The organism is Ensifer sp. EB106-05-01-XG146 (genome assembly GCF_058791875.1).
Genome location: NZ_JBYTDX010000001.1, coordinates 1175948 through 1198404, shown reverse-complemented (window position 1 = coordinate 1198404; position 22457 = coordinate 1175948). Strand labels below are relative to the sequence as shown.

Below are 22457 nucleotides of genomic sequence, written 5' to 3'. Positions count from 1 at the left end.
GTGCTCGGGGTCTCAACCCCGAGCTTTCTTTTCTGCCTTGCGCTTGAGATCCGGCGCCATGGCTTCGAGCGCAAGCGATGCAATCGCCTCGTCGAGCGACATGGCGGTCTGGGCCTGCGAGCCCAGACGGCGGATGTTGACCGAGCGCTCTTCGGCTTCGCGCTTGCCGCAGACCACTATGACCGGAACCTTCGTGACCGAATGTTCGCGGACCTTGTAGTTGATCTTCTCGTTGCGGAAGTCGGTCTCTACAGTCAGCCCTGCATCACGCAGGAGTTCGGCAACCTCGCGACCGTAGTCGTCGGCTTCCGAAGTGATCGTCGCGACGACGACCTGCAGCGGCGAAACCCAGAGCGGCATGTGGCCGGCGAAGTTCTCGATCAGGATGCCGAGGAAGCGTTCCATCGAGCCGCAGATCGCGCGGTGGATCATCACCGGCTGGCGCTTTTCGGATTCCTTGTCGATGTAGAAGGCACCGAAACGCTCCGGCAGGTTGAAGTCGACCTGGGTCGTGCCGCACTGCCATTCGCGACCGATCGCGTCCTTCAGGGTGTACTCGAACTTCGGACCGTAGAAGGCGCCCTCGCCCGGCAGAATGCCGGTCTTGATTCGGCCTTCCGACTGCGCCTCGATCGTCTTCAAGACGTCCGTCATCACGCTTTCGGCGCGATCCCAGAGCTCGTCGGAACCGACGCGCTTGTCCGGACGGGTGGAGAGCTTGACCACGACTTCCTTGAAGCCGAAGTCCTCGTAGACCGAGAGGATGAGGTCGTTGATGCGCAGGCATTCTTCCGCCATCTGCTCGTCAGTGCAGAAGACATGCGCGTCGTCCTGGGTGAAGCCGCGCACGCGCATCAGCCCGTGCAGGGCGCCCGACGGCTCGTAGCGATGAACGTTGCCGAACTCGGCGAGGCGCACCGGCAGTTCGCGATAGGACTTCAGGCCATGCTTAAAGATCTGGATATGGCCCGGGCAGTTCATCGGCTTCAGCGCAAAGATGCGCTCGTCGTCGGTCTCGTCACCGGCAACGGTCACCTTGAACATGTTGTCCCGGTACCAGCCCCAGTGACCCGAGGTTTCCCAGAGCGACTTGTCGAGCACCTGCGGCGCGTTGACTTCCTGATAGGTGTTGGCGAGCCGGCGACGCATATAGGCAACCAGCGTCTGGAACATGCGCCAGCCCTTGCCATGCCAGAAGACGACGCCCGGGCCTTCTTCCTGGAAATGGAACAGGTCCATTTCGCGGCCGAGGCGACGGTGGTCGCGCTTTTCGGCTTCAGCGAGCACGTGCAGGTACTGGTCGAGCTCTTCCTGGGTGTGCCAGGCGGTGCCGTAAATGCGGGTCAGCATCGCGTTGTTGCTGTCGCCGCGCCAATAGGCGCCGGCCACCTTCATCAGCTTGAAGGCGGTGCCGATCTGGCCGGTCGAGGCCATGTGCGGGCCGCGGCAAAGATCGAACCAGTCGCCCTGATAGTAGATCTTGAGATCCTGCCCTTCGGGGATCGCGTCGACGAGTTCGACCTTGTAGGCCTCGCCCTTGTCGGCAAAAACCTGGCGGGCCTTATCGCGCGACCAGACTTCCTTGGTGAAAGGCTTGTTGCGGGCGATGATCTCCTTCATCCGCTTTTCAATGAGCGGCAGGTCGTCGGGCGTGAAGGGCTCGTTGCGGGCAAAGTCGTAATAGAAGCCGTTGTCGATGACCGGGCCGATGGTCACCTGCGTTCCCGGCCACAGTTCCTGAACGGCCTCCGCCATCACGTGCGCGGCATCGTGGCGGATCAGTTCGAGCGAGCGCTTGTCGTCACGAACGACGATTTCGAGGCGACCATTGGTCACCGGATCGGACAGATCGCGCAGCTCGTCGTCGAGCGCGATCGCAACCGCCTTCTTGGCGAGCGACTTCGAAATCGATTCTGCCACGTCGCGGCCGGTCGTGCCGAAGGGATATTCGCGCACCGAGCCATCAGGAAATGTAAGGGAAACAGGATTCGACATATTGATCTCCTATCCAGTCCCGCCAACGAATGCGGGTGGTATGGTTGACCGGCAGGGCCGGTGAATTGACAATACAGCGTCGCATCCGTCAGACGCGCAGAGATCGCTGTAGTGCTTTGGATTGCTGCGTGTTTTTCCCCGAGCCGGAGGACGACCCGCGGAAACACGCCGTAGCCTGATAAAGGGTTTTCGAAAGTGAGTAAAGGCAAAGGCTGCGGCGGAGGCTAGCTGCGCAGCATCTCGCAAAGCCCCTTCACGGTGTTCCAGTTGCGGAACGTCCCGATGCCCAGCCGCTTGGTGGTCATGGCGCCGAGCAGCTTCGATTCGCTCGCCTTGCCCGGGAAATGCACCCAGAGATCGCCATCGACGATCGCCAGTCGCTCGCCGGCGGTGCAGTAGCGCCGAAGCCCTTCGAGCGCCGCTTCCGTCAAAGGTTCGCGCATCACCCGGACATGAACCTGCGCCGCGTCCGCCTCGCCCTCCTCATGGAAGGGATTGGCTGCGGCAAGCGTCTGCCAATCGGCGCCCGACCGGACAAGAATGTCGACGTGCCGGCCAAACGTCTCGGCAAAGGCCTTCTCAAGCGGCATTTCGAGGTCCCGAGTGGACGTTTGTCCGGTCTGAAACACCAGATTGCCCGTTGCGACCAACGTCCGCGGCGCTTGATAGCCGAGCCCTTCGGCCATCTTCTTGAGGTCAGCCATGACGACCCGGCGGCCGGGCCCGAGAACGATGCTGTAAAGCAAGGCGACGTAGCTGTTCATCATTCCCCTTGTCAGGCGCGCCAGAAATCCGCAGCGCCCGCCGGCAGCCGGGCGAGCACCCGGTCGAGTTTCGCCTCGTCGATGTTGCGACGCAAGGCGCCAGCGACGTCTGCAATGGCGCTGTCCGGGGAAATATTGTGATCCGGGCGCAGCGCCTGTACCTCGCGGGTCATGGCGATGCGACCCGAAAACGGGAGCCGCGGCTCTTCAAGGTCCCACTCGGCAACGAAGATCGCCCGGATGACAGGCGGCAGGATGTCGGCAAACAGAATGGCATCCTCGATATCGAGCCGGCGCCGAAACGTCTGCAGTACCGCCTGGACCATCGTATAGGCCTGGTTCGTCGTCTGCAGCCCGGCCAAGTCGCGGGCATCGAGAAGGAAGCGCTCGAAGTCTAAGGAAGCCTGACGATACTCCATCGGCATGGGCATGGCGGTCATCCAATCTTCGGCCGCGGCCGCCAAAAGCGCCACGGCGCGTACCATACGAGGCGCGGTTCAAGCCGCTCCGGCACAGGATCGAAACCATGCGTTCCGCCCGGCCCGCAGCGCGCCACGCGAAACAGCGTCATCCAGCCTCCGGCCCAGAAGCCATGGCGGGCAATCGCCTCGTAGCCATATTCCGAACAGGTCGGCAGGTGTCGGCACGAATTGCCGATAAAGCTCGAAAGCGTGAGCTGATAGGCGCGGATCAGCGCCATGCCTAAGAGCCGCCCGGGGGTCTTGCGAAAGGGGCCCGACCAGTTTCGGCCACGGACCGCTGGCGCTGCCTTTTCATGTGCAGCGTGCCGGCAATTCGGTTCGCCGCACATCTCAGACGGCCGCGAGCAGTCGCCTGGCCTCGATCTGCTCGATGGCATCGACGACCGCATCGAAGGTTAGCATGGTCGATGCGTGGCGCGCCTTGTAGTCCTTCACCGGACGCAGGAAGCGCATGTCCTCGAAACGGCCCGAAGGCCCCTCACCGTCCGCCTTCAACATAGCCAGCATGTCTTCGCGCGCCTGGCGGATCTCCTCAGCCCCGGCGCCGACGACATGGCGCGCCATGATCGAGGACGACGCCTGGCCGAGCGCGCAGGCTTTGACGTCATGGGCAAAATCGGTGACGACGTCGCCATCCATCTTCAACCAGATATGCACCTTGGAGCCGCACAGCTTGGAATGCGCCGTCGCGTCCGCATCGGCATCGCCGAGCGTCCCGATACGGGGAATGTTGCCGGCGAATTCGAGAATTCGGCTGTTGTAGATGTCATCCATCATTTGACGCGATCCGACTGATTTTTCGCGGTTTTGAGTGATCGACGCATGATTTTCTCCGGTAGACGGGAAAAAAGCACGACGCGACACGCTCCGCCTCTTTCATCTCTGTGGCACCATACTATATGCTATGTCGTGTTGGGGCGACAGTTCCGCAAGAGGAACAATGTCGCCTGTTGTTTGGGAAACCGTGCCGGAAGGTCCAGTGCACTGCTAAGCCAGGACCGGAAAGCCCCGGAGCCCGCCAACGGAACCCAAGCCTGCAGGGTTAGGCGAATGGCCAGTGGCGAGTTGTCCGAAAGATAAAACGTCAAGCAATCCCGTATTGCTAAAAGAGGCCATTATGGATGCCATAGTGAAGAATTTTCCTGTGCTCGACGATGCGAGCGGCCGCCCCACCCAGAAGGAGGCCGAGGAAGCGGTGCGCGTTCTTTTGCGCTGGGCTGGCGAAGACCCGCAGCGCGAGGGACTTTTGGATACGCCCGCGCGCGTGGCCAAGTCCTACCGCGAGCTTTTCAGCGGTTATGATCTGGCTGCCGAAGACGTGCTTGGCCGCACCTTCGAGGAGGTTGCCGGCTACGACGATATGGTGCTCGTCAAGGACATCCCGTTCTATTCGCATTGCGAGCACCACATGGTGCCTATCATCGGCAAGGCGCATGTCGCCTACCTGCCGAACGGGCGCGTGCTCGGCCTGTCGAAGATCGCCCGCGTGGTCGATATTTACGGCCGCCGCCTGCAGACGCAGGAATCGATGACGGCGCAGATCGCCAGGGCGATCGACGAATCGCTCGCCCCGCGCGGCGTTGCCGTGATGATCGAAGCCGAGCATATGTGCATGGCGATGCGCGGCGTGCAGAAGCAAGGCTCGACAACGCTGACGACCACATTTACGGGTACCTTCCAGACGGAACCGGCCGAGCAGGCGCGGTTCATGACGATGATCAGGGGCTTCAAGTAAGGCTCCGACAGACGGAGCCTTTCCATGACGCTCACCTTCGACGCTCCCTCCTCAGACAAGGCCGAACTGGAAACCGGTCCGGCCTTCACTCCCCGTTTTGATGAAAAGGGGCTGATCACCGCCGTCGTCACCGACGTCAGGGACGGCGAGTTGCTGATGGTCGCCCACATGAACGCGGAGGCCCTGGCCCTGACGATCGAGACCGGCGTGGCCCACTACTACAGCCGCTCGCGCAAGAGCCTCTGGAAGAAGGGCGAAAGCTCCGGGAACCTGCAGGCGGTCAAGGAAATCCGCACCGATTGCGACCAGGATGCGATCTGGCTGAAGGTTTCCGTCGCCGGCCACGACGCGACCTGCCATACCGGCCGCCGCTCCTGTTTCTACCGCACCGTCGGCACCGAAGACGGCAAGGCCTCGGTCAAAATCACCGACGACCACAGGCATTTCGACCCCGCCGAGATCTATGATAAAAATTAAGCATCGCGCATCTTTTTGGCGCGGGTGCATGCTATATTTATATTTTGGAAACCAACCGGGCGCCTAATCCTTAAGCAGGGATGCGGCGCAATCGGAACGATCTCGTTCCAAACTGTATTGCAAACTGTATCCAATGTTTATCGGTCGTGCCGCAATCGTCGGTGGGATCGGTGATATACCTTAGACAAAGGTGCCAGTCTTTCAGCAATGAAGCGGACAAGGCCAGCACCGGCGCCGGCTTGGCGGAGCCTCCCCAGGACGCGCGCATGAAATTGCCTCTCTCCAGGATCAATCCCGACCCCTGGAAGTTTAGTCAGCGATGAATTGCCACAGCGACCTTCGCGCATTCTCATCGACGTGTCGCGCTGCGGAGTATTCGGCGGTGTTGGAGGTGCCGGATGTTGAATTGGACGTTTACGCGTAACAATCAGATTACGGATCTGTCCGGACCGGACGGAACATCGATTTCGACAACGCCACCTGAACCGGCGCCACCTCCGCAAAAACCGAAGATCGCAATCGCGCTTGGCGGCGGTGCCGCGCGCGGCTGGGCCCATATCGGCGTGCTGCGCGCGCTCGACGAAGAAGGCATCGAAGTCGGCATGATCGCCGGCACCTCGATCGGCGCGCTCGTCGGTGGCTGCTATCTTGCCGGCAAGCTCGACGAACTCGAAGCCTTCGCCCGCTCCCTCACCGTACGCCGGATCGCCGGCCTGCTCGATTTCGCCATCGGCGGCGGCGGCCTTTTCGGCGGCCTGCGGCTCACCAAGCGCATGCAGGAGCATCTGGAAGGCCTCAGCATCGAAGGCCTCGACAGGCCGTTCATTGCCGTTGCAACGGAAGTTCACAGCGGCCACGAGGTGTGGCTTGAAAAGGGATCGCTGATCACCGCGATCCGGGCTTCCTACGCCCTGCCCGGCATCTTCGAGCCGATCAAGGCGAATGGACGCTTGCTGATCGATGGCGCGCTCGTCAATCCGGTTCCGGTTTCGGTGTGTCGCGCCCATGAGCAGCAACTCGTCGTCGCGGTGAACCTCAACTACGATCTCTATGGCCGCTCGGCCGTCGTCAAACACAGCGCCGGTGCTGAATCCTTGGATGCGCCCGCCAAGGAAGCGCCGCACCAGTCGCGCCTCGGCATGACCAGCGTCATGGTCCAGGCTTTCAACATCATCCAGGACCGGATTTCCCGCGCCCGGCTTGCCGGCGACCCGCCGGACCTGGCGCTGCACCCGAAACTCAACGACATAGGTCTTTCGGAATTCCACCGCGCGGGCGAGGCCATCGATCGCGGCTACCACGAGGCAAAGGCGAGGCTGGTTGAAATTCGCCGCATGCAGGAAGTGCTCGTTCGCTGACGGAGCGTGCGCGGCATGAAAGCCGCGATACGCAGCGGCGCACGTTACCGGTCGCCCAAGGTGTACCCTGAACACACGGGTGCTTCGCGGCTCCCAGGGGGATTAAGAGGGCGGCGCAATGCCGCCCTTTTCTCTCAGCCGGCGATATAGGCCTTGATCTGTTCGGTCTCGTGCTCGATGGCGCGGATGTGATGCTTGATCACGTCACCGATCGAGACGATGCCGGCAAGCTGGCCGTTCCTTTCGACCGGCAGGTGACGGGCCCGGAGCTTGCTCATCATTTCCATCAGGGTCTGAACCGACATGTCCTCGGTGCAGCAATAGACATTCTGCCACATGACCGCTGCCACCGGCCTTTCGAGACAGGTCGAACCCTGCTTGGCAATCGCTGCGACGATGTCGCGCTCAGTGAGGATGCCTGCGATCTGATCGTCCGCGTCGAGGATGACGACCGCACCGATATGATTGTCACGCAAGAGGATGGCAGCCTGTTGGACTGTCATTTGAGGGCCGACCGTTACGACATTCCGGCCCTTTTCATCGAGTATGGCTTTTACTGACATGCGCACATCTCCCGTTGCGACAACACCGGGTCGGCAGGGATAGGTCCAGCCATCTCACGTGCGGTACGGTCGGGCGATGGAACCTGTACCCTGGCCGCTTGCGAAAGCCGTCTCGCGTGCTCCTCAGACGCGGATGGCATTCGATACCCGGCCTACACGGGTCGCCCAGTCTTTCGATCACGGGCGACCGTAACAAATGGTGCGCCAGCGCCCTGGGGAAATCAAGCGCTCACAAGCGCCGTCCGCCGATCTTTCGCTCCGTCAGTCACGCGGATCGAAAAGGCTGAAGAGCAGAAAGCCGAAGAGGAAGCCGCCGATATGCGCTTCCCAGGCGACGCTGCCCGCTCCGCCGGGGGTAAACATGCCAAGGCCGATCAGGAAATTGGTCAGGAACCAGATACCGGCAAAGACCACGACCGAGCGGTTGGCCAGAGCCTCACCGACGTCGAGCCGACGATTGAGATGGGCAAACTGCCGGCTGATGCGCCCGCTCGGCGAGAAGACGAAGCGCGCGGCAGCCCCCATGAATCCGGACACCACGCCGGAAGCGCCGACGACGACGATCATTTCCCCCCAGTGAAACGCCGTATGCAGCGCGACTGCGGCCGCCGCCGACAGGCACCAGAACACGGCGAGACGCCCCATGCCGATCCGTCGCACGACCGGCGCACCGAAGGCCACCATCCAGAAGATGTTGAAGATCAGATGCTCCCAGCTTCCATGCAGGAAGGAATAGGTGACGGGGCTCCACAGCCAGGCAAGCCCCTGCTCGGCCAATGGGTGATCGTAGCGGGCCGGGAGAAAGGCGAAGTTGAAGATGATCTCCTGATCGATCGCCGGCGGCAGCACGTAGGTTCGCAGAACATGGATTGCGATCAGAAACAGCAGGATGATGGTCAGCCCCGCCGGCAGATTGAAGGCCGGCTCGCGCGCCGGGCTCGCGGCGCTGTCGCGCTCTGCTTCCGGTGGCGTCGCCGTCTGATCTCGTTCCATGGTTGCTGTGTTCTCCTCTCAATGCGGCCCACACATTCCTGTGCGATCGCGGCGATGGCATGGCATCACCGGAATTAGGACTGGAGTTGGGGCGACCAGCCATAAGCAAACAAAAAAAGACCGTCCAGCAAAAACTGAACGGTCGCCAAGCTCAGATCCGAGCTCCAGTTCAAGTGCCGAAGACAACGCTTCGTAAAGTGATGTCCTCCCCTGCCAGTTGCGGCGGCGCACTGCAACGGAAACCGTTTGTTAACCTTAATTTCCGGCTGGCACGATTTTCGCTCCTTAATCCTCAGAACCGAAATGCATGGCCGAAGATGTCTCGAACCGGGACACAACGGGCCGCAGGAATGGAATGAAAGAAGCGATGCGCAGCAATACGACGACGGAGCTTTTCCGATACTGGAACACCATTCGCGGGAAACGCGAGCTTCCGCGCCGCGACGAGCTTGAACCTTCCGACATCAAAACGCTGCTGCCGAACCTGTTCATTCTCGAGCGCGACCGCAATGCCGGCATCTCGTTTCGCCTGGCGGGAACCCAGGTGTGCGCCCTCTTTGGGCAGGAGCTGCGCGGGCGGCAATTCGGCATGCTCTGGCTCGGCAGCCAGGCGGCGAAAACGCAGCGCATCACCGGCCAGGTCATGACGCACCGTGTGCCGCTCGTGCTTTCGGCCAAGGGCCGTACCGCCGACGCGCGGGAAGTCGATATCGAAACCCTGCTTTTGCCGCTTGCCTCCAGCAAAGGAGAAAGTGACCGGGTCCTTGGCGCCCTCTCACCTCTTTCCCGCCCGTATTGGTTGCATGCAACCTCAATCGAATGTCTCGATGCGACGGGCATGAAGGTTCTCGACCCTGATCGGACTGCTGTGTTTCGCGACGAGGAAACCGAGCGACAGAGCGATGCCTTTGCGAAATCGCCTGCCGCCGGCGCATTTTCGCGCGAATTCCGCCAGTTCGGGCATCTCCGCATCCTCGAGGGCGGGCGCCGCGATTGATCGCGCCGACTGTCCCGAGATGATGTCAGGGACCAACCGGAGGACGAACCTTCTATTAACTTGAAAAGGCTAAGCTCCGCCAGCCAAGCTATGTCGCCACAGAGTCATCATGTTCTCGTTTCAGCACGCACAGAATACCGCTCCGAAACCGCACCACGAAGGTGCGTTCCAGCGCGTTTCCGTGAATCTGGCGGGGCGGCTGATGCTTGCCAATCATGACGAGTTCGAGTGCACCGCCATCGACATGTCGCCCGGCGACGTCCTGCTTTCCTCGCCGGCCCAGCCGCGCGCGGGCGAACGCATCATCGCCTATGTCGATCACGTCGGTCGCCTCGAAGGCACGGTGTCTCGCATCGCCGATGGCGCTTTCGTCATCCAGCTCAACGCGACCGAGCGCAAGCGCGAGAAGCTCGCGGCCCAACTCACCTGGATCGCCAACAAGCATGAGCTCGGCCTGCCCGAAGACCGCCGCCACGATCGCCTTGCGCCGCGCAAAACGGTAACCGAATTGACGCTCGACACGGGCGAGAAGTTCCCGTGCCGCATCATCGACCTTTCGCTGTCCGGTGCTGCCGTCGACATCGAGAACCGCCCACCGATCGGAACCGCCATCCTCCTGGGAAATATGAAGGGCCGGATCGTCCGTCACTTCCAGGAAGGCTGCGCCATCGAGTTCTTGGGCATCCAGTCCCGTGAGGCACTGACCGAATTCCTCTAACGGCGCGCCTGCGCCGTCCTTCGGCTACCCGCCTTGCATTGAGCAACGCTCCTAGCCCGACCATCTCCCGAACTGTCCTTCAGACATAAAACCGTCTTCGTGCTTCTTTTGTGCGGCAAAGAACCCCCGCTCCCACATCGCTCCGCTCGGCTACGCCCGAGAGAACGCGCTAAAGGCGTGCTCGCTTAGGCCCTACGTCCCCGAGCCCGAAGACACACGATGATCGGTGGCAACCGGAGCGGTTTTCGCGAGCAGAAGCGCGCCGCATCCGCGCCTGGATCATTTCGAGACAAGTCCGGCGCCGCGATCAAAATGCTCTCGTCGTCCGCAAATATTTTTCCGGTGGAATTCAAGCGAAAACGCATATTTCAAGTCAAAACTCTCCTGAAGTGTCAAGTAGAGACGCTGCAAAGACGCATCTCCTGCCGTGGCCGCGCCGCAGTTTTTGCACCGCCCAGTCGCTCGTTTCCCGCATAACCAAGCAAATACAGCGGGTTAAATGCTTAACAAATTACGTCTCCACCAGCGGGCGGAGCTAAAATCGATAAAATTTGATTCAAATTCGATTCAAATACAAATAAAATTCTATTCTTGTTTTATTCTTATACGACTTTCATTTGTACTTGTTTTTAGCTCGCAAGTTCGCGAGCGATAAAAACGTCTGTGCCATTGTCGAACCATAACGGGGAGACAATCATGCTCAAGACAATCACCAAGCTGATCGCGGTTGCGGTCCTTTTCACCGGCGGCCTTTTCGGCACGGCTCAGGCGCTTCCGGCCAACATGGTCGTGACCGGCTCCACCAACCCGCCGATCGGCCACTACGAGTTCTGCAAGATCTATGCGTCGGAGTGCACCTCCAACGGCAAGGATGGCGGCCCGATGGTGCTGACCCGCGAAGGCTGGCAGAAAATTCTCGAGATCAACTACGACGTCAACCAGGCGATCACTCCGATGACCGACATGGAAATCCATGGCGTCGAAGAGAAGTGGTCCTATCCGGAAACCGTCGGCGATTGTGAAGACTACGTCCTCCTGAAGCGCCGCAAGCTGATCGAAAACGGCTTCTCCGCATCCGACCTGCTGATCACCGTCGTGCTGCAGCCGAATGGCGACGGCCATGCCGTCCTCACCGTTCGCACCGACCGCGGCGACTTCATCCTCGACAACATGCGCAACAAGGTGCTGCTGTGGTCGGATACCGAATACACCTACCTCAAGCGCCAATCGACCGAGCATTCCGGCCGCTGGGTCAAGCTTCAGGACGGCCGCACCGTTGCCGTCGGTAGCGTTCGCACACAGTAAGATCTGAAACACAGGCGAGCCGCCACCCGGCGGACGTCTCTCCCAACGGGCCTCGGTCAGTCCATTTTCCCCGTCCAGACCGAGCCTCGGCCGGTTCCGTGTCCCTCGGAACCGGCCGTTTTTTATGCGGCCTTGTCTCCCCGGACGCACGCAGGCATAGGGCATTCATCGAAAGTTAACCGTCTTCGACCAGCGTCGGGCAAGCGGCGTCCGCCACACTTCGGTCCGCCGCCAACCAAGGGCTCGACACTCGACTTGGGCGCGGCCAACGCGACGGGACGGCCACCATGAGCAACGCTCCAAACGGGATAGACGAACCGGAACTCCGGCCGCTGCTGTCGGCCCGCTTCATCTACCGGGTGACGGCGGTCGTTGTTGTGCTCGCAGCCCTGACGGCGGCAATCGCGTTCGCGGGAAGATGGTTCGGCGAAAACCTGGCGCTGGCCGGTCACACCGCCAGCAGGGAGCCCTACGATATCTTCATCGGACAGGATCATCTGCGGCTGCCGGCGAACATGATCCGCTTCGAGGCCCAACGTGCCACCTCGATCGTCGGGCGTGTCGATGTCTACCTGACATGGCCCGGCCTTGAAGGTTACAGCGACGAAAATCGCGACCTCTTCAACGACGTCGACGCGCCTGAAAATCTGATCTTCCTGCAGATTTCGCAAAGCACGATGTCCCGCGACATGTCGGGTCGGGTGGAGCCGATCTACAAGCAGGTCTTCGACGGCACTCCATCCCCCGGGCCGAACGGACTGCTTTTACATGCGACCAAAGCTGCCTCCAGCTACGCAGGCGAAGTCTTTTATACTGCGGAGCGGACAGGCCAGGCGCCCTACGTGGTGCGCTGTCTGAAATCCGATGCGCAAACCATATCGACCAGCGCCGACTGCCAGCGCGACATTCATGCCGGCAAGGACCTCGTCGTGCTCTACCGCTTCGCCAATAAACTGTTGCCGCAATGGAAGGAAATCGACAACGCGATTACAGCTTTCATCAAAAGCCGAATCGTGCCCTGATTTCGTCCAACTGATGTGGTGCAGGCAGGCACCGCATCATTGCGCTACACCGGAATTGTCTTTGTACGAATGCGTCCGATTCCGGAAACCAATCATTCATCATAAACCGATTGGTAACGCTATGCCGATACTGTCTCGAGAACGGTCGTTCCCGGAGGCGGCGTCCGGACAACCCCATGACATGAGAATAAAGAGCAGCGTAGTGTCCCAAACCGGTTTTTTTGATCTCGCGAAGCGCCCGTTCGGCGCTCTTTCAAAGATGGTAAAGCGGGTCGTCCTGGCAGGCACCATTGCCTCGGTCGCCTTTGTGTTGCCCGGCTTTGCGGCGTCGACCTACGCCAATCCCAAATATTCGGGCATCGTCGTCGATGCCAAGACCGGCAAGATCCTCTATGGCGAGGATGCCGACGAACTGCGCTATCCGGCGTCTCTCACCAAGATGATGACGCTCTACCTCACCTTCGAGGCGCTCGAAGCCGGTCGGATCAGCAAGTCCACGCAGATTCCCTTCTCGAAAAATGCGTCCGCGGAACCTCCGTCGAAGCTCGGCGTGCGCGCCGGCCAGTCGATCACCGTCGAACAGGCGATCCTTTCGCTCGTTACACGGTCGGCCAACGATGCCTCCACGGCACTTGGCGAGTATCTCGGCGGTTCCGAGCAACGCTTCGCCCGCATGATGACGAACAAGGCGCGCGCGCTCGGCATGACGCGCACGACGTACCGCAACGCCAACGGCCTGCCCAATCCGGAACAGCGCACGACCGCACGCGACCAGGCCCGCCTCGGCCTCGCGCTTCGTCAGCATTTCCCGCAATATTACGACTACTTCTCCACGCGCAGCTTCCGCTTCGGCAAGCAGACCATCGGCAACCACAACCGCCTACTCGGCAATGTGCGCGGCGTCGACGGCATCAAGACCGGCTACACGCGTGCTTCCGGCTTCAACCTCGTGACCTCGGCCCAACTCGACGGCCGCAGCATCGTCGCCGTCGTCATGGGCGGCACCTCGGGCGCCAGCCGCGATGCACAGATGCGCCGCCTGGTTGCGAAGTACATGCCGGACGCATCGCGTCGCGGCAACGGCAACCTGATTGCCGAGACGAAGCCGACCCCCGTTCCGGCCGAAGAGACCCAGGTTGCAGCCGCAGCGCCCGTTGCCGAGACGCCGGTCGTCGCAGCCGTCGCCACTGGCCATGACTTGCCCAACACCGGTCCCGTTCCGGATTTCCGCTACAACGGCGAAAGCGCCAGCAGCGTGCAGATGGCCTATGCCGGCAACAAGCGTGCATCGGACAACCCTGTCCTTTCTCCGAAAATCGTTCCTAACACGCTCGACGCGCAGAGCCTGAAGCTTCGCCAGCCTGCGACCGCAGCGATGGTCGACACCCAGATCACCAATTCCGTGCCGAAGAAGGCAGAACCTGTTGCCAAGGCAGAGCCTGCTGAAGTCGCAAAGGCCGAGCCGATGCCGGCGCAGCCGCAGGGCTGGGTGATCCAGATCGGTGCCACTCCGGACAAGGATCAGGCCATGACGCTGCTCGGCAACGCCAAGGACAAGGGTGGCAAGGCACTGCGCAACGCGCAGCCGTTCACCGTCGCCTTCGGCCAGGTCTACCGCGCCCGCTTCGGCGGCTTCGATGACCAGAATTCGGCAGTCAACGCCTGCAAGGCCTTGAAGAAGAAAGGCATCTCCTGCTGGGCCAGCCAGCAGTAGCGACGAAATTTGGCGGCCGGATGTGTTTGTTTTCCGGCCGCCTTCCTCGGATTTGTACAGCGTAACGAGGTTAAACATGGCAATGAACGAGAACGTTCCGGGTGTCACCCCGCTGCCGGGGCGACGGGCTAAACCGTCGCGCATCAATCTGCACCCCCTGCACGAGGCGGCCATGCGCATCGCCGATCTCGGCCTCAATCGATCGAAGGCCAAGACACGCGATCTCGTCGGCATGCTTTTGACGCACGGAGCTCGAGCCTGGCGCTCGACCCAGCCGCGCGCCGGCATCCACCTTCACGTGACGGCGCCAAACCGGCGCCATCCGCTGAAGATGCGGATCACCTGAACATTCACAGTTCGAAAGGCGGCCACGGCCGCCTTTTTGCTTTCTGGCTGGATGATGGTGCGGCCTCGGTAGGGCCGTTTCGCGCGCGCAGAAGAGTGCGAAAGCAGGCGACACCTTCAAGGACGCGTTGGTTGCCGCTCGATTGCCAAGAGCTCAGCAAAATGCCCGCGGCATATGACTTCTAGAGAAGCCCGAGTTCGGCCAGTTCGCGCCGCAGTTCGAGCGGCATCTCGGAGCCGCCGCCCGATAGCGACGCCAGGTCGCGCGGGGCGTCCTTGTCGGTCAGGTAACGCCATCCCTGAAACGCGCGACGCGGCTGCAGTTCGGTTTCGATCACTTCCGGACCCAGCAGCAGATTACAACGGCCGATACCTTCGCCGTCGGTAAAGGTCTCGATGCCGATGAGCGGCTGGCGCGCCTGCACGCTGCCCTTGATCACCCAGTAGAGCGAGCCGCCTTCCAGCAGTTCCTCCACGCGCTTGGGCACCATGCGCGTCGTGTGGAACGAGTGCGGCTCGAGGCCGGCGGCCATGGCCGCCATCGCCTTGCGCGAAACCCATTCGCGCAGGTCCTCGATCGATTCCGCTCCGACGCAGAGCTTTATGAGATGTAGAGACATGGCTTTTTTTGAACACCCGTCCGGCCGTTGCGGTCAAGCGGCCAGACGTCGTTCATCCACAATCACCGCAATACGTCCGGTCGATACACCGGCGTCTGGGCTTCGAGAGGCTTGCAAGCCTCAACATTCGACAACGTTGACCGCAAGACCGCCGGTCGATGTTTCCTTGTACTTCTCGTTCATGTCGACGCCCGTCTGCCGCATCGTCTCGATGCAGGCGTCGAGCGGCACGAAATGCTTGCCGTCACCTTTGAGCGCCAGAGAAGCGGCCGTCACCGCCTTGACCGCTCCAAGCGCATTGCGCTCGATGCAGGGCACCTGCACGAGGCCGGCCACAGGATCGCAGGTCATACCGAGGTGATGTTCGAGTGCAATCTCGGCCGCATTTTCGATCTGCTCGGGGGTACCGCCCATAACGGCAGCAAGGCCCGCCGCCGCCATCGCGGACGCCGAGCCGACCTCGCCCTGACAGCCGACCTCAGCGCCGGAAATCGAGGCGTTGTGCTTGATGATGCCGCCGATCGCGGCAGCCGTCAGCAGATAGTCGCGAATGCCTTCCTGGTCGGCGTCGTCATGGAAATGCATGTAATAGCGGATCGTCGCCGGCACCACGCCTGCGGCACCGTTGGTGGGCGAAGTGACGACGCGGCCGCCGGCGGCATTTTCCTCGTTGACCGCCATTGCGTAGACGCTCAGCCAATCGTTGGCGAGCAGAGGATTGGCCTTGTTGGAACGCCACTCCTCCTGCAGCTTGTCGTGGATCGAGCGGGCGCGGCGGCGAACCTTCAAGCCGCCGGGCATGATGCCGTCCTGGCTCAAGCCCCGGTCGATGCAATTGCTCATGGCGCCCCAGATGCGGTCGAGCCCGGCGTTCAGCTCGTCCGGCGACATCGCCGCCTCTTCGTTCGCCCGCTTCATCTGCGCAATCGTCAAGCCTGAGCGCGCAGACATGTCCAGCATTTCCTGGGCCGAGGAGAACGGGAACGGCACCTTGACGCCCGTCGCCTTGTTCTTCGAGGCGCGCATGGCCTCAAGTTCCGTGTCGGTCACGACGAAGCCGCCGCCGATCGAATAGTAGATCCGCTTCAACAGCAGGCGGCCGTCGCGGTCGAAGGCAGAAAACGACATGCCGTTGGCATGGCCGGGCAACGGCACCTTCTTGTCGAAAACCAGATCGGTCTTCGGCTGGAATTCGTAGGACGGATGGCCCGGCGGTGTAATGCGGCCCGTGCGTTCGACCTCATCGATGAGGGCATCCATGCGATCCGGATCGACGAGATCCGGGCGTTCGCCAACGAGTCCGAGGATCACCGCCCTGCCCGTTCCGTGGCCGATGCCGGTGTGGGCGAGCGAACCGTGCAGGCTCACCTTGATCGCCGCAACGGAGGCATGGGACGGACGTGGCCAGTCGTCGGAAAGGATGAGATCGAGAAAGCGATTGGCGGCCGACATCGGCCCCATCGTATGCGAGCTCGAAGGCCCGATACCAATCTTGAACACGTCGAAGACGGAAAGAAACATAAGCTGCCTGCCCCGGAGACTGACCCGCGACGCACGGGCATGATCGCCCGGCACCGCATTCACGATTGCCTCGATACCACGCTTCGAAGTCTATGCGAACCGGCGTGATACCCTCTTATTTGCTGGTGGATTTTACGCCTTGATCGGTGCCGATTTAAGGAGATCCGCAAGCAGATATAGGAACGAAGCCTAAGCGATCCCATAGCAGGCCGTCAGGCGGTCAACCGACATTCGATCCCGTCCGTGCGACATTGACCTCCCGCAAGGGCTCCGGGTAGCGCCACTGGTTGCCTGGAATCAAAAACGGCGCGGCTTTTGGGAAGCCGCGCCGTCAATCAGTGGACTTTTCTAGATACTAGATATCAAAGGCCGCCGAAAAGATAAGCAAGAACAAGAACGCCAGCGAAACCAGCCACGGCGCGTGCAGTTACGCCCCAGCAAGACTTCTGAATTGTATTGTCCATGATGTCTCCGAAAACACTCTCAACGGCCGCGGGCAGCACAGTGGGCGCCCGCGTCTGGGGCCATGCATATTGAAGAAAGCGTAAATGCGCAATGGGGGAATGTGGCGGAAAGGTGTCAAGCCCGTGCGACCGAACACAGGATCCTGGTGAAAACCGCACAAATGGTCGGTACGGCCGGGAAGAAATTCCGCCGCAATTTCATCACAGTAGTTGACGCGTCGCGGATTCCGACACCGCCCCGGCCACCTTGCAATTTCCAAAAGCCATGCCAAAAACACGTGTATGACCTTCGAAGATTACATAGCGCTTGTCGTGTTTATCCTGCTTTGGGCGGGTTTCAGCTGGGCGACCGATGGCACGCGCGGCTTCAAACGCGTGAGTCTTACGCGCCTCATGAACGAGCATCGCGGCCGCTGGATCCGCAATTCGCTCAACCGCGACCTGAAGATGATCGATACGCAGATCATCGCGGGGCTCCAGGCCGGCACCGCTTTCTTCGCTTCAACGACCATCTTCGCGCTCGGCGGCTGCTTCGCACTGCTCGGCGCTACCGAACAGGCGCAGATGATCTTTGCCGACATGCCCTATGTCTTCCATGGCGGGCGCACGGCGTTCGAGCTGAAGGTCGGCGGCCTCACCTGCCTCTTCGGCTACTCCTTCTTCAAGTTCGGCTGGTCCTACCGGCTGTTCAACTATTGCTCGATCCTGATGGGTGGCATCCCGATGACCGCCGACATGCAGCGGGATCGACATGCGGCGGAGAAGGCGGCCGAACGGGCGATCCGCATGAACGTGCTTGCCGCCAAGCACTTCAACGCCGGTCTCCGGGCGATCTTTCTTTCGATCGGCTATCTCGGCTGGTTCATCAGCCCCTATGTGTTCGTGGCGCTCACCGTCTTCGTCATCTTCGTCTTGACCCGCAGACAGTTCTTCTCGGAGGCGCGTTCCGCGCTCCTCAAGGACGCAACACCCTGACAATCCGCGCAACCGGCGCGCCGGACGGCTGCGGATCGCAGCCGCGGCGTTCCGTCAGCAATCAAGGACGCGTGCCTGGCGCAAGCCAGGCCTGCCACTCTTCTTCACGCCAACAGGATGGCGAATGCCCATGTCCGATATCCATGTGACCGCACCGGCAGCAGAGACCCCAGCGAAACCGACAGGCAGGCGCCTCGCCTTCATCGATGTCGCGCGCGGCGTGGCGCTGCTTGCCATGGCGACCTATCACTTCGTCTGGGACCTCGAGTTCTTCGGCTATGTCGCAGCAGGCACGGCCGGCACCGGCGGCTGGAAGATTTTTGCGCGGCTGATTGCCAGCAGCTTCCTGTTTCTTGCCGGCTACAGCCTCGTGCTCGGACAATGGCCGACGATCCGCATCAACGCGTTCCTGCGCCGTTTCGCCAAGATCGCCGGCGCCGCAGCGTTGATCACGATTGCCACCTATTTTGCCTTCCCGGACACCTTCATCTTCTTCGGCATCCTGCATGCGATCGCCGCGGCAAGCCTGATCGGCCTGATATTCCTCAGGCTTCCTGCCGTCGTTTCCTTCGCCGCAGCCGCCGCGGCCATCGCGGCACCCTTCTATCTGCGCTCGCCGATCTTCGATGCGCCCTGGCTTTGGTGGGTCGGTCTGTCCGAGACGCTGCCACGGTCCAACGACTACGTGCCGCTGTTGCCGTGGCTCGGGCCGTTTCTGCTCGGCCTTGGTGCCGCCAAGCTCTTCCACGCGCGGCTGGTATCCGCGCTTGCAAGCCGGCCCTCCACAGATGGCAAGGGGCGGCTGTGGATGACGCCCCTCGTCTTCGGCAGCCGTCACAGTCTGGCCATATACCTCATTCACCAGCCCGTGCTCATCGGACTGGTCTATCTCTTCTCGCTGATCTCTCCGCCGACACTGCCGGATCCCAAGGAAGCCTACCGCAGCAATTGCGTTGCGGCCTGCAACCAGGGAAATCCTGCCGTGCCGTGCGACAGCTTCTGCGGCTGTACCCTCGACCGTCTGGTGGAACAGAACCTGTTCGACAGCCTGAACAGGGGAGAGATCAACGTCAGCAGCGATGAACGCATTGCGCGAATCGCGCAGCAATGCACAATGAACGTGCAATCAGGGGACTAGGACATGAATGCCTATCGTGCCAAGCCGCTGAACTTCCCATGGCCGGCCCTTCTCTACGGGGTCGCCACTCTTGCGGCGCTTCTACTGGCGCGACATTTTCCCATTCCGGTGGCACATGGCCACGGCTGGTTTCCCTGGATCAGCGGCGGCGCCCTGATTATCGTTGCGATCTGGCTGGCCCTCTGGGCCGTCAAAACGCTGCTCGATCGGCATACGGCGGTCATGCCCTACCGATCAGCCACATGCCTGGTCACCTACGGTCCGTTCCGCTTCACGCGCAATCCGATCTATCTCGGCTACACCTTGATGATGATCGGCTTTGGGCTGGCGACGCTCAATCCGTGGTTCTTCATCATGGCGATTGCAGCCGTGATGCTGACCACACTCTTTGCCATCCGCAATGAAGAGCGGCACCTGCTGTCGCGCTTCGGTTTCGAATTCGAGCGCTACTGCCGGCATACCAGCCGTTGGATCTGAGCGCCGGCAGGGATACACGCAGCAAAAAGGGCAGCGCGAACGCTACCCTTCGAAAATTCCAGACATAAACCAGCGACCCTTCAGGTGCCGACGCCGATTTCGGCCAAACGCGTCAGGCACGCTTCCTCGACATTGTCGAGTTCCGTCAGCGTATCGTCGATGTCCTTGCGCTTCTGGCGCAGCTCTTCGCGCTTTTCCTCGACGCGCGACATCAGCAGCTGAAGCTGGCCGAGCTCGCCGGGAGGGTCCTTGTAGACCTGAATGATTTCACGGATCTCGGCGATGGTGAAGCCGATGCGGCGCCCTCGCAGAATCTCCTGAATGAGCCGCCGGTCGGCCGGCCGGAACAGGCGCGTGCGACCACGGCGCTCCGGATGGATGAGGCCCTCGTCCTCATAGAAACGCAGCGTTCGCGTGGAAATGCCGAATTCCCGCGTCAATTCGGTGATGCTATAGTATTTATCCACGCTGCCATTCCATGTGTTCCTGGGCATGCACTATCGTTGACCTTGACGTAAAAGTCAAACAACGCGCCACGTTACGTGACATGGAACCACCAAGTGGCGATGCCGAGAAAGCTGAAGAAGCCGGTGATATCGGTAATGGCCGTCACGAAGACGGCGGAAGAGACCGCCGGGTCGGCGCCGAAGCGATCGAGGCAGAGCGGCACGAGGATGCCGCCAAGGGCCGCAGCCATCATGTTGATCAGCATCGCAGTTGCGATGATGCCGCCGATGTTCGGGTCCTGAAACCAGAGACCGGCAAGAAGCCCGATCAGCGTGCCGAAGATCATGCCGTTGAGCAGTCCAACGCCGGCTTCACGCCGGATGATGCGCGGCGCGTTGTGAATGTCGAGACCCCGTGTTGCGAGCGCGCGCACGGTAACGGTCATCGTCTGCGAACCGGCATTGCCGCCCATGCCCGCAACGATCGGCATCAGGATGGCGAGAGCCACGATCTGCTGGATCGTCGCGTCGAAGAGGCCGATGACCGAAGCGGAGATGCAGGCGGTCATCGAATTGATGAACAGCCAGGGCACGCGCGAGCGCGATGCCTCCCCGACGGAGTCCGAGAGTTCTTCGTCGCCGACGCCGCTCAGGCGCAGCAAGTCTTCCTCGGCTTCTTCCTGAATGACGTCGACGACGTCATCGATGGTGAGCACGCCCACAAGCCTGCCATTGTCATCGACGACGGCCGCAGAAAGAAGGTCGTATTGCTCGAATAGCTGGGCCGCCTCTTCCTGGTCCATCTCGGCCGGAATGGCATGGCTCGTATCGTGCATGATCGCATCGACCTTGACCGAACGCTTGGTTCGGAGGATGCGGTCGAGGTCCATGGCGCCGAGCAGCTTGAAGGTCGGGTCGATCACGAAGATCTGCGTGAAACTCTCCGGCAGGTCCTCGTCTTCGCGCATATAGTCGATCGTCTGGCCGACGGTCCAGAATGGCGGCACCGCCACGAACTCGGTCTGCATGCGCCGGCCGGCCGTGCTTTCGGGGTAATCCAGCGAGCGGCGCAGGCGAACCCGTTCGGTAAACGGCAGCTTCGCCAGGATCTCGTCCTGGTCTTCCTGGTCCAGGTCTTCCAGAATGTAGACCGCATCGTCCGAATCCATCTCGCCGATGGCCTCGGCGATCTGTTCGTTCGGCATGTGCTCGACGATATCGAGACGGATCGCTTCGTCGACCTCCGTCAGTGCCGAAAGGTCGAATTCCTTGCCGAGCAGCGAAACCAGCGCCAGGCGCTGATCGGGCTGGATCGCCTCGAGCAGGTCACCCATTTCCGACGAGTGCAGGCCGGCAACGTGCTGGCGCAGATAGATCGTATCGCGGTCGGCGATTGCCGCGCCGACATGCATGAGAAAATCAGAGCGGATAGAACCGTCGTCGGCATAAATGTCCGAGCCGTCAAAGGCCTTGACGTCTTCTGAGCCGCGGTCTTCGTCGCCAGTATTGCTCATGCGCGCCCTCGAAACGATTTGCTGCTTCCCGGCCGTCCGCCTCGCGAGCCGGAAAGAATGCGTCCACTGACGTTTGCCTCACCCTCATCCGCCGCCATGGGCGGGAATTCTGGCCTTACAGCCTGCTAGCGCAAAGCCCTGCCGAGGTCCACAGCACAGATACCACCGGGCGCGCCGCAACAACAGATTTATTCAAGCTGTTGCAAATACATGAAAAACCGGCTGCTTCTCGACACAGTCGACATCGACTGCGCGATCGGCTAGCACTTCAGTCGAGATATCGGAGGCGCAACACCCATTTGGCGCCGCCAAGGAAGATCTGATGGCCATTCGCCCCATTGTCCGCTTTCCCAACCCGCTGCTGACGCGGAAGGCGGAGACGATCACCCGCTTCGACGCGGCATTAGAGGCGCTGGCCGCGGACCTTCTCGACACGATGCGGGACGCCCCCGGCGTCGGTATCACCGCGCCGCATATCGGCATCCTGGAGCGCTTGACGGTGATCGAGCTCGATCGCGAAAGCGGCGCCAGGACCTTCGTCAATCCGGAGGTCATCTGGTGTAGCGACGAGAAGGCGACCCATACGGAAGGCAGCGTCTCGATGCCGGGCATCCTTGAAGAGGTCGAGCGCCCCCGCGCCGTTCGCGTCCGCTACCAGACGCTTGGCGGCGAGACGATCGACGAGGAAGCCGACGGCTTCATGGCCACCTGCCTGCAGCACGAAATCGACCAGCTCGACGGCATCTTCTGGACACAACGGCTCTCGCGCCTGAAGCGCGACCGCGCCATCAAGAAGTTCGAAAAGCTGACCAGGGAGCAGGCGCGCGGCTAGCG

25 protein-coding genes are annotated in these 22457 nt (G+C 61.3%); 14 read left to right on the top strand and 11 right to left on the bottom strand.

Features of this window, described 5'->3' with window-relative positions:
• Window positions 1-12 precede the first annotated feature (12 nt).
• The 5 genes from thrS to AC3WVQ_RS05815 all read right to left on the bottom strand — a co-directional run bounded on the left by thrS (window position 13) and on the right by AC3WVQ_RS05815 (window position 4018).
• Window positions 13-1995, bottom strand: coding sequence for a threonine--tRNA ligase (thrS, locus tag AC3WVQ_RS05835; RefSeq protein WP_060582497.1), 1983 nt, complete (start codon window positions 1993-1995; stop codon window positions 13-15).
• Between the two features lie 224 nt (window positions 1996-2219).
• Window positions 2220-2759: a DUF1697 domain-containing protein gene (locus tag AC3WVQ_RS05830; protein ID WP_090295809.1), complete on the bottom strand. Its 540-nt coding sequence runs from the start codon at window positions 2757-2759 to the stop codon at window positions 2220-2222.
• Between the two features lie 11 nt (window positions 2760-2770).
• Window positions 2771-3199: a DUF2267 domain-containing protein gene (locus AC3WVQ_RS05825; RefSeq protein ID WP_060516848.1), complete on the bottom strand. Its 429-nt coding sequence runs from the start codon at window positions 3197-3199 to the stop codon at window positions 2771-2773.
• Complete coding sequence (gene yidD, locus AC3WVQ_RS05820; protein ID WP_089044573.1) at window positions 3196-3570, bottom strand: membrane protein insertion efficiency factor YidD; 375 nt, start codon at window positions 3568-3570, stop codon at window positions 3196-3198. The genes AC3WVQ_RS05825 and yidD overlap by 4 nt, the downstream gene beginning before the upstream one ends.
• 1 nt (window position 3571) lies before the next feature.
• Window positions 3572-4018 carry an iron-sulfur cluster assembly scaffold protein gene (locus AC3WVQ_RS05815; RefSeq protein WP_034795955.1) on the bottom strand — a complete coding sequence of 149 codons (447 nt, stop codon included), beginning with the start codon at window positions 4016-4018 and terminating at the stop codon, window positions 3572-3574.
• A gap of 340 nt (window positions 4019-4358) precedes the next feature.
• Between AC3WVQ_RS05815 and folE the strand changes: the two genes are divergently transcribed.
• The 3 genes from folE (at window position 4359) to AC3WVQ_RS05800 (ending at window position 6811) form a co-directional block, all read left to right on the top strand.
• On the top strand, window positions 4359-4976 hold the full coding sequence (gene folE, locus AC3WVQ_RS05810) for a GTP cyclohydrolase I FolE (RefSeq protein ID WP_034795957.1): 618 nt from the start codon (window positions 4359-4361) through the stop codon (window positions 4974-4976).
• Between the two features lie 24 nt (window positions 4977-5000).
• On the top strand, window positions 5001-5453 hold the full coding sequence (hisI, locus tag AC3WVQ_RS05805; protein ID WP_034795960.1) for a phosphoribosyl-AMP cyclohydrolase: 453 nt from the start codon (window positions 5001-5003) through the stop codon (window positions 5451-5453).
• A gap of 398 nt (window positions 5454-5851) precedes the next feature.
• Window positions 5852-6811 carry a patatin-like phospholipase family protein gene (locus tag AC3WVQ_RS05800; protein ID WP_034795962.1) on the top strand — a complete coding sequence of 320 codons (960 nt, stop codon included), beginning with the start codon at window positions 5852-5854 and terminating at the stop codon, window positions 6809-6811.
• 134 nt (window positions 6812-6945) lie between these two features.
• On the opposite strand, the gene AC3WVQ_RS05795 is transcribed toward AC3WVQ_RS05800, so the two are convergent.
• Both AC3WVQ_RS05795 and AC3WVQ_RS05790 read right to left on the bottom strand, forming a co-directional pair.
• Window positions 6946-7374 carry a CBS domain-containing protein gene (locus AC3WVQ_RS05795; protein ID WP_034795965.1) on the bottom strand — a complete coding sequence of 143 codons (429 nt, stop codon included), beginning with the start codon at window positions 7372-7374 and terminating at the stop codon, window positions 6946-6948.
• A gap of 261 nt (window positions 7375-7635) precedes the next feature.
• Window positions 7636-8367 carry a rhomboid family intramembrane serine protease gene (locus AC3WVQ_RS05790; protein WP_089044571.1) on the bottom strand — a complete coding sequence of 244 codons (732 nt, stop codon included), beginning with the start codon at window positions 8365-8367 and terminating at the stop codon, window positions 7636-7638.
• Window positions 8368-8722: 355 nt separating this feature from the next.
• On the opposite strand from AC3WVQ_RS05790, the gene AC3WVQ_RS05785 reads away from it, so the two are divergent.
• From AC3WVQ_RS05785 to AC3WVQ_RS05755, 7 genes are all read left to right on the top strand, one after another.
• The gene (locus tag AC3WVQ_RS05785; protein ID WP_244546740.1) at window positions 8723-9364 is read left to right on the top strand and encodes a PAS domain-containing protein; all 642 of its coding nucleotides are present in this window, start codon (window positions 8723-8725) and stop codon (window positions 9362-9364) included.
• A gap of 109 nt (window positions 9365-9473) precedes the next feature.
• Window positions 9474-10082, top strand: coding sequence for a PilZ domain-containing protein (locus AC3WVQ_RS05780; protein WP_060607360.1), 609 nt, complete (start codon window positions 9474-9476; stop codon window positions 10080-10082).
• A 219-nt stretch (window positions 10083-10301) separates the two neighbouring features.
• On the top strand, window positions 10302-10559 hold the full coding sequence (locus tag AC3WVQ_RS05775; RefSeq protein WP_192370796.1) for a hypothetical protein: 258 nt from the start codon (window positions 10302-10304) through the stop codon (window positions 10557-10559).
• A 219-nt stretch (window positions 10560-10778) separates the two neighbouring features.
• Complete coding sequence (locus AC3WVQ_RS05770) at window positions 10779-11387, top strand: transglutaminase-like cysteine peptidase (protein WP_034795974.1); 609 nt, start codon at window positions 10779-10781, stop codon at window positions 11385-11387.
• Between the two features lie 287 nt (window positions 11388-11674).
• Complete coding sequence (locus AC3WVQ_RS05765; RefSeq protein WP_089044569.1) at window positions 11675-12409, top strand: hypothetical protein; 735 nt, start codon at window positions 11675-11677, stop codon at window positions 12407-12409.
• Window positions 12410-12590: 181 nt separating this feature from the next.
• Window positions 12591-14123: a serine hydrolase gene (locus tag AC3WVQ_RS05760; RefSeq protein ID WP_110818981.1), complete on the top strand. Its 1533-nt coding sequence runs from the start codon at window positions 12591-12593 to the stop codon at window positions 14121-14123.
• Window positions 14124-14199: 76 nt separating this feature from the next.
• A complete protein-coding gene (locus AC3WVQ_RS05755) occupies window positions 14200-14469 on the top strand; it encodes a hypothetical protein (protein ID WP_034795983.1) in 270 nt (89 codons plus the stop codon).
• 181 nt (window positions 14470-14650) lie between these two features.
• Here the strand turns inward: AC3WVQ_RS05755 and AC3WVQ_RS05750 are convergent, their stop codons facing one another.
• The gene (locus tag AC3WVQ_RS05750) at window positions 14651-15088 is read right to left on the bottom strand and encodes a DUF1489 family protein (protein WP_034795986.1); all 438 of its coding nucleotides are present in this window, start codon (window positions 15086-15088) and stop codon (window positions 14651-14653) included.
• A 120-nt stretch (window positions 15089-15208) separates the two neighbouring features.
• Window positions 15209-16609: an L-serine ammonia-lyase gene (locus AC3WVQ_RS05745; protein ID WP_090295770.1), complete on the bottom strand. Its 1401-nt coding sequence runs from the start codon at window positions 16607-16609 to the stop codon at window positions 15209-15211.
• A gap of 746 nt (window positions 16610-17355) precedes the next feature.
• Between AC3WVQ_RS05745 and AC3WVQ_RS05740 the strand changes: the two genes are divergently transcribed.
• The 3 genes from AC3WVQ_RS05740 to AC3WVQ_RS05730 all read left to right on the top strand — a co-directional run bounded on the left by AC3WVQ_RS05740 (window position 17356) and on the right by AC3WVQ_RS05730 (window position 19663).
• Window positions 17356-18048 (top strand): DUF599 domain-containing protein, encoded by a 693-nt coding sequence (locus AC3WVQ_RS05740; RefSeq protein ID WP_034795992.1) that lies wholly within the window; start codon window positions 17356-17358, stop codon window positions 18046-18048.
• A 130-nt stretch (window positions 18049-18178) separates the two neighbouring features.
• Window positions 18179-19186, top strand: coding sequence for a heparan-alpha-glucosaminide N-acetyltransferase (locus tag AC3WVQ_RS05735; RefSeq protein ID WP_060517381.1), 1008 nt, complete (start codon window positions 18179-18181; stop codon window positions 19184-19186).
• 3 nt (window positions 19187-19189) lie between these two features.
• Window positions 19190-19663, top strand: a complete 474-nt coding sequence (locus AC3WVQ_RS05730) for a methyltransferase family protein (RefSeq protein WP_034796004.1) — start codon at window positions 19190-19192, stop codon at window positions 19661-19663.
• 80 nt (window positions 19664-19743) lie between these two features.
• Here AC3WVQ_RS05730 and AC3WVQ_RS05725 read toward each other — a convergent pair whose 3' ends face one another.
• Complete coding sequence (locus tag AC3WVQ_RS05725; protein ID WP_089044566.1) at window positions 19744-20130, bottom strand: MerR family transcriptional regulator; 387 nt, start codon at window positions 20128-20130, stop codon at window positions 19744-19746.
• A 71-nt stretch (window positions 20131-20201) separates the two neighbouring features.
• Entirely contained in the window at window positions 20202-21623 is a 1422-nt protein-coding gene (gene mgtE, locus AC3WVQ_RS05720; RefSeq protein ID WP_043624851.1) for a magnesium transporter, read from the bottom strand.
• A 322-nt stretch (window positions 21624-21945) separates the two neighbouring features.
• Between mgtE and AC3WVQ_RS05715 the strand changes: the two genes are divergently transcribed.
• On the top strand, window positions 21946-22455 hold the full coding sequence (locus AC3WVQ_RS05715) for a peptide deformylase (protein ID WP_110818982.1): 510 nt from the start codon (window positions 21946-21948) through the stop codon (window positions 22453-22455).
• The last annotated feature ends 2 nt before the right edge of the window (window positions 22456-22457 follow it).

What these genes read in the sequence shown, in the direction of transcription:
- thrS (WP_060582497.1), bottom strand. Translation starts at nt 1,995, where the DNA reads ATGTCGAATCCTGTTTCCCTTACATTTCCTGATGGCTCGGTGCGCGAA.
- AC3WVQ_RS05830 (WP_090295809.1), bottom strand. Translation starts at nt 2,759, where the DNA reads ATGAACAGCTACGTCGCCTTGCTTTACAGCATCGTTCTCGGGCCCGGC.
- AC3WVQ_RS05825 (WP_060516848.1), bottom strand. Translation starts at nt 3,199, where the DNA reads ATGACCGCCATGCCCATGCCGATGGAGTATCGTCAGGCTTCCTTAGAC.
- yidD (WP_089044573.1), bottom strand. Translation starts at nt 3,570, where the DNA reads ATGTGCGGCGAACCGAATTGCCGGCACGCTGCACATGAAAAGGCAGCG.
- AC3WVQ_RS05815 (WP_034795955.1), bottom strand. Translation starts at nt 4,018, where the DNA reads ATGATGGATGACATCTACAACAGCCGAATTCTCGAATTCGCCGGCAAC.
- folE (WP_034795957.1), top strand. Translation starts at nt 4,359, where the DNA reads ATGGATGCCATAGTGAAGAATTTTCCTGTGCTCGACGATGCGAGCGGC.
- hisI (WP_034795960.1), top strand. Translation starts at nt 5,001, where the DNA reads ATGACGCTCACCTTCGACGCTCCCTCCTCAGACAAGGCCGAACTGGAA.
- AC3WVQ_RS05800 (WP_034795962.1), top strand. Translation starts at nt 5,852, where the DNA reads ATGTTGAATTGGACGTTTACGCGTAACAATCAGATTACGGATCTGTCC.
- AC3WVQ_RS05795 (WP_034795965.1), bottom strand. Translation starts at nt 7,374, where the DNA reads ATGTCAGTAAAAGCCATACTCGATGAAAAGGGCCGGAATGTCGTAACG.
- AC3WVQ_RS05790 (WP_089044571.1), bottom strand. Translation starts at nt 8,367, where the DNA reads ATGGAACGAGATCAGACGGCGACGCCACCGGAAGCAGAGCGCGACAGC.
- AC3WVQ_RS05785 (WP_244546740.1), top strand. Translation starts at nt 8,723, where the DNA reads ATGAAAGAAGCGATGCGCAGCAATACGACGACGGAGCTTTTCCGATAC.
- AC3WVQ_RS05780 (WP_060607360.1), top strand. Translation starts at nt 9,474, where the DNA reads ATGTTCTCGTTTCAGCACGCACAGAATACCGCTCCGAAACCGCACCAC.
- AC3WVQ_RS05775 (WP_192370796.1), top strand. Translation starts at nt 10,302, where the DNA reads ATGATCGGTGGCAACCGGAGCGGTTTTCGCGAGCAGAAGCGCGCCGCA.
- AC3WVQ_RS05770 (WP_034795974.1), top strand. Translation starts at nt 10,779, where the DNA reads ATGCTCAAGACAATCACCAAGCTGATCGCGGTTGCGGTCCTTTTCACC.
- AC3WVQ_RS05765 (WP_089044569.1), top strand. Translation starts at nt 11,675, where the DNA reads ATGAGCAACGCTCCAAACGGGATAGACGAACCGGAACTCCGGCCGCTG.
- AC3WVQ_RS05760 (WP_110818981.1), top strand. Translation starts at nt 12,591, where the DNA reads ATGAGAATAAAGAGCAGCGTAGTGTCCCAAACCGGTTTTTTTGATCTC.
- AC3WVQ_RS05755 (WP_034795983.1), top strand. Translation starts at nt 14,200, where the DNA reads ATGGCAATGAACGAGAACGTTCCGGGTGTCACCCCGCTGCCGGGGCGA.
- AC3WVQ_RS05750 (WP_034795986.1), bottom strand. Translation starts at nt 15,088, where the DNA reads ATGTCTCTACATCTCATAAAGCTCTGCGTCGGAGCGGAATCGATCGAG.
- AC3WVQ_RS05745 (WP_090295770.1), bottom strand. Translation starts at nt 16,609, where the DNA reads ATGTTTCTTTCCGTCTTCGACGTGTTCAAGATTGGTATCGGGCCTTCG.
- AC3WVQ_RS05740 (WP_034795992.1), top strand. Translation starts at nt 17,356, where the DNA reads ATGACCTTCGAAGATTACATAGCGCTTGTCGTGTTTATCCTGCTTTGG.
- AC3WVQ_RS05735 (WP_060517381.1), top strand. Translation starts at nt 18,179, where the DNA reads ATGTCCGATATCCATGTGACCGCACCGGCAGCAGAGACCCCAGCGAAA.
- AC3WVQ_RS05730 (WP_034796004.1), top strand. Translation starts at nt 19,190, where the DNA reads ATGAATGCCTATCGTGCCAAGCCGCTGAACTTCCCATGGCCGGCCCTT.
- mgtE (WP_043624851.1), bottom strand. Translation starts at nt 21,623, where the DNA reads ATGAGCAATACTGGCGACGAAGACCGCGGCTCAGAAGACGTCAAGGCC.
- AC3WVQ_RS05715 (WP_110818982.1), top strand. Translation starts at nt 21,946, where the DNA reads ATGGCCATTCGCCCCATTGTCCGCTTTCCCAACCCGCTGCTGACGCGG.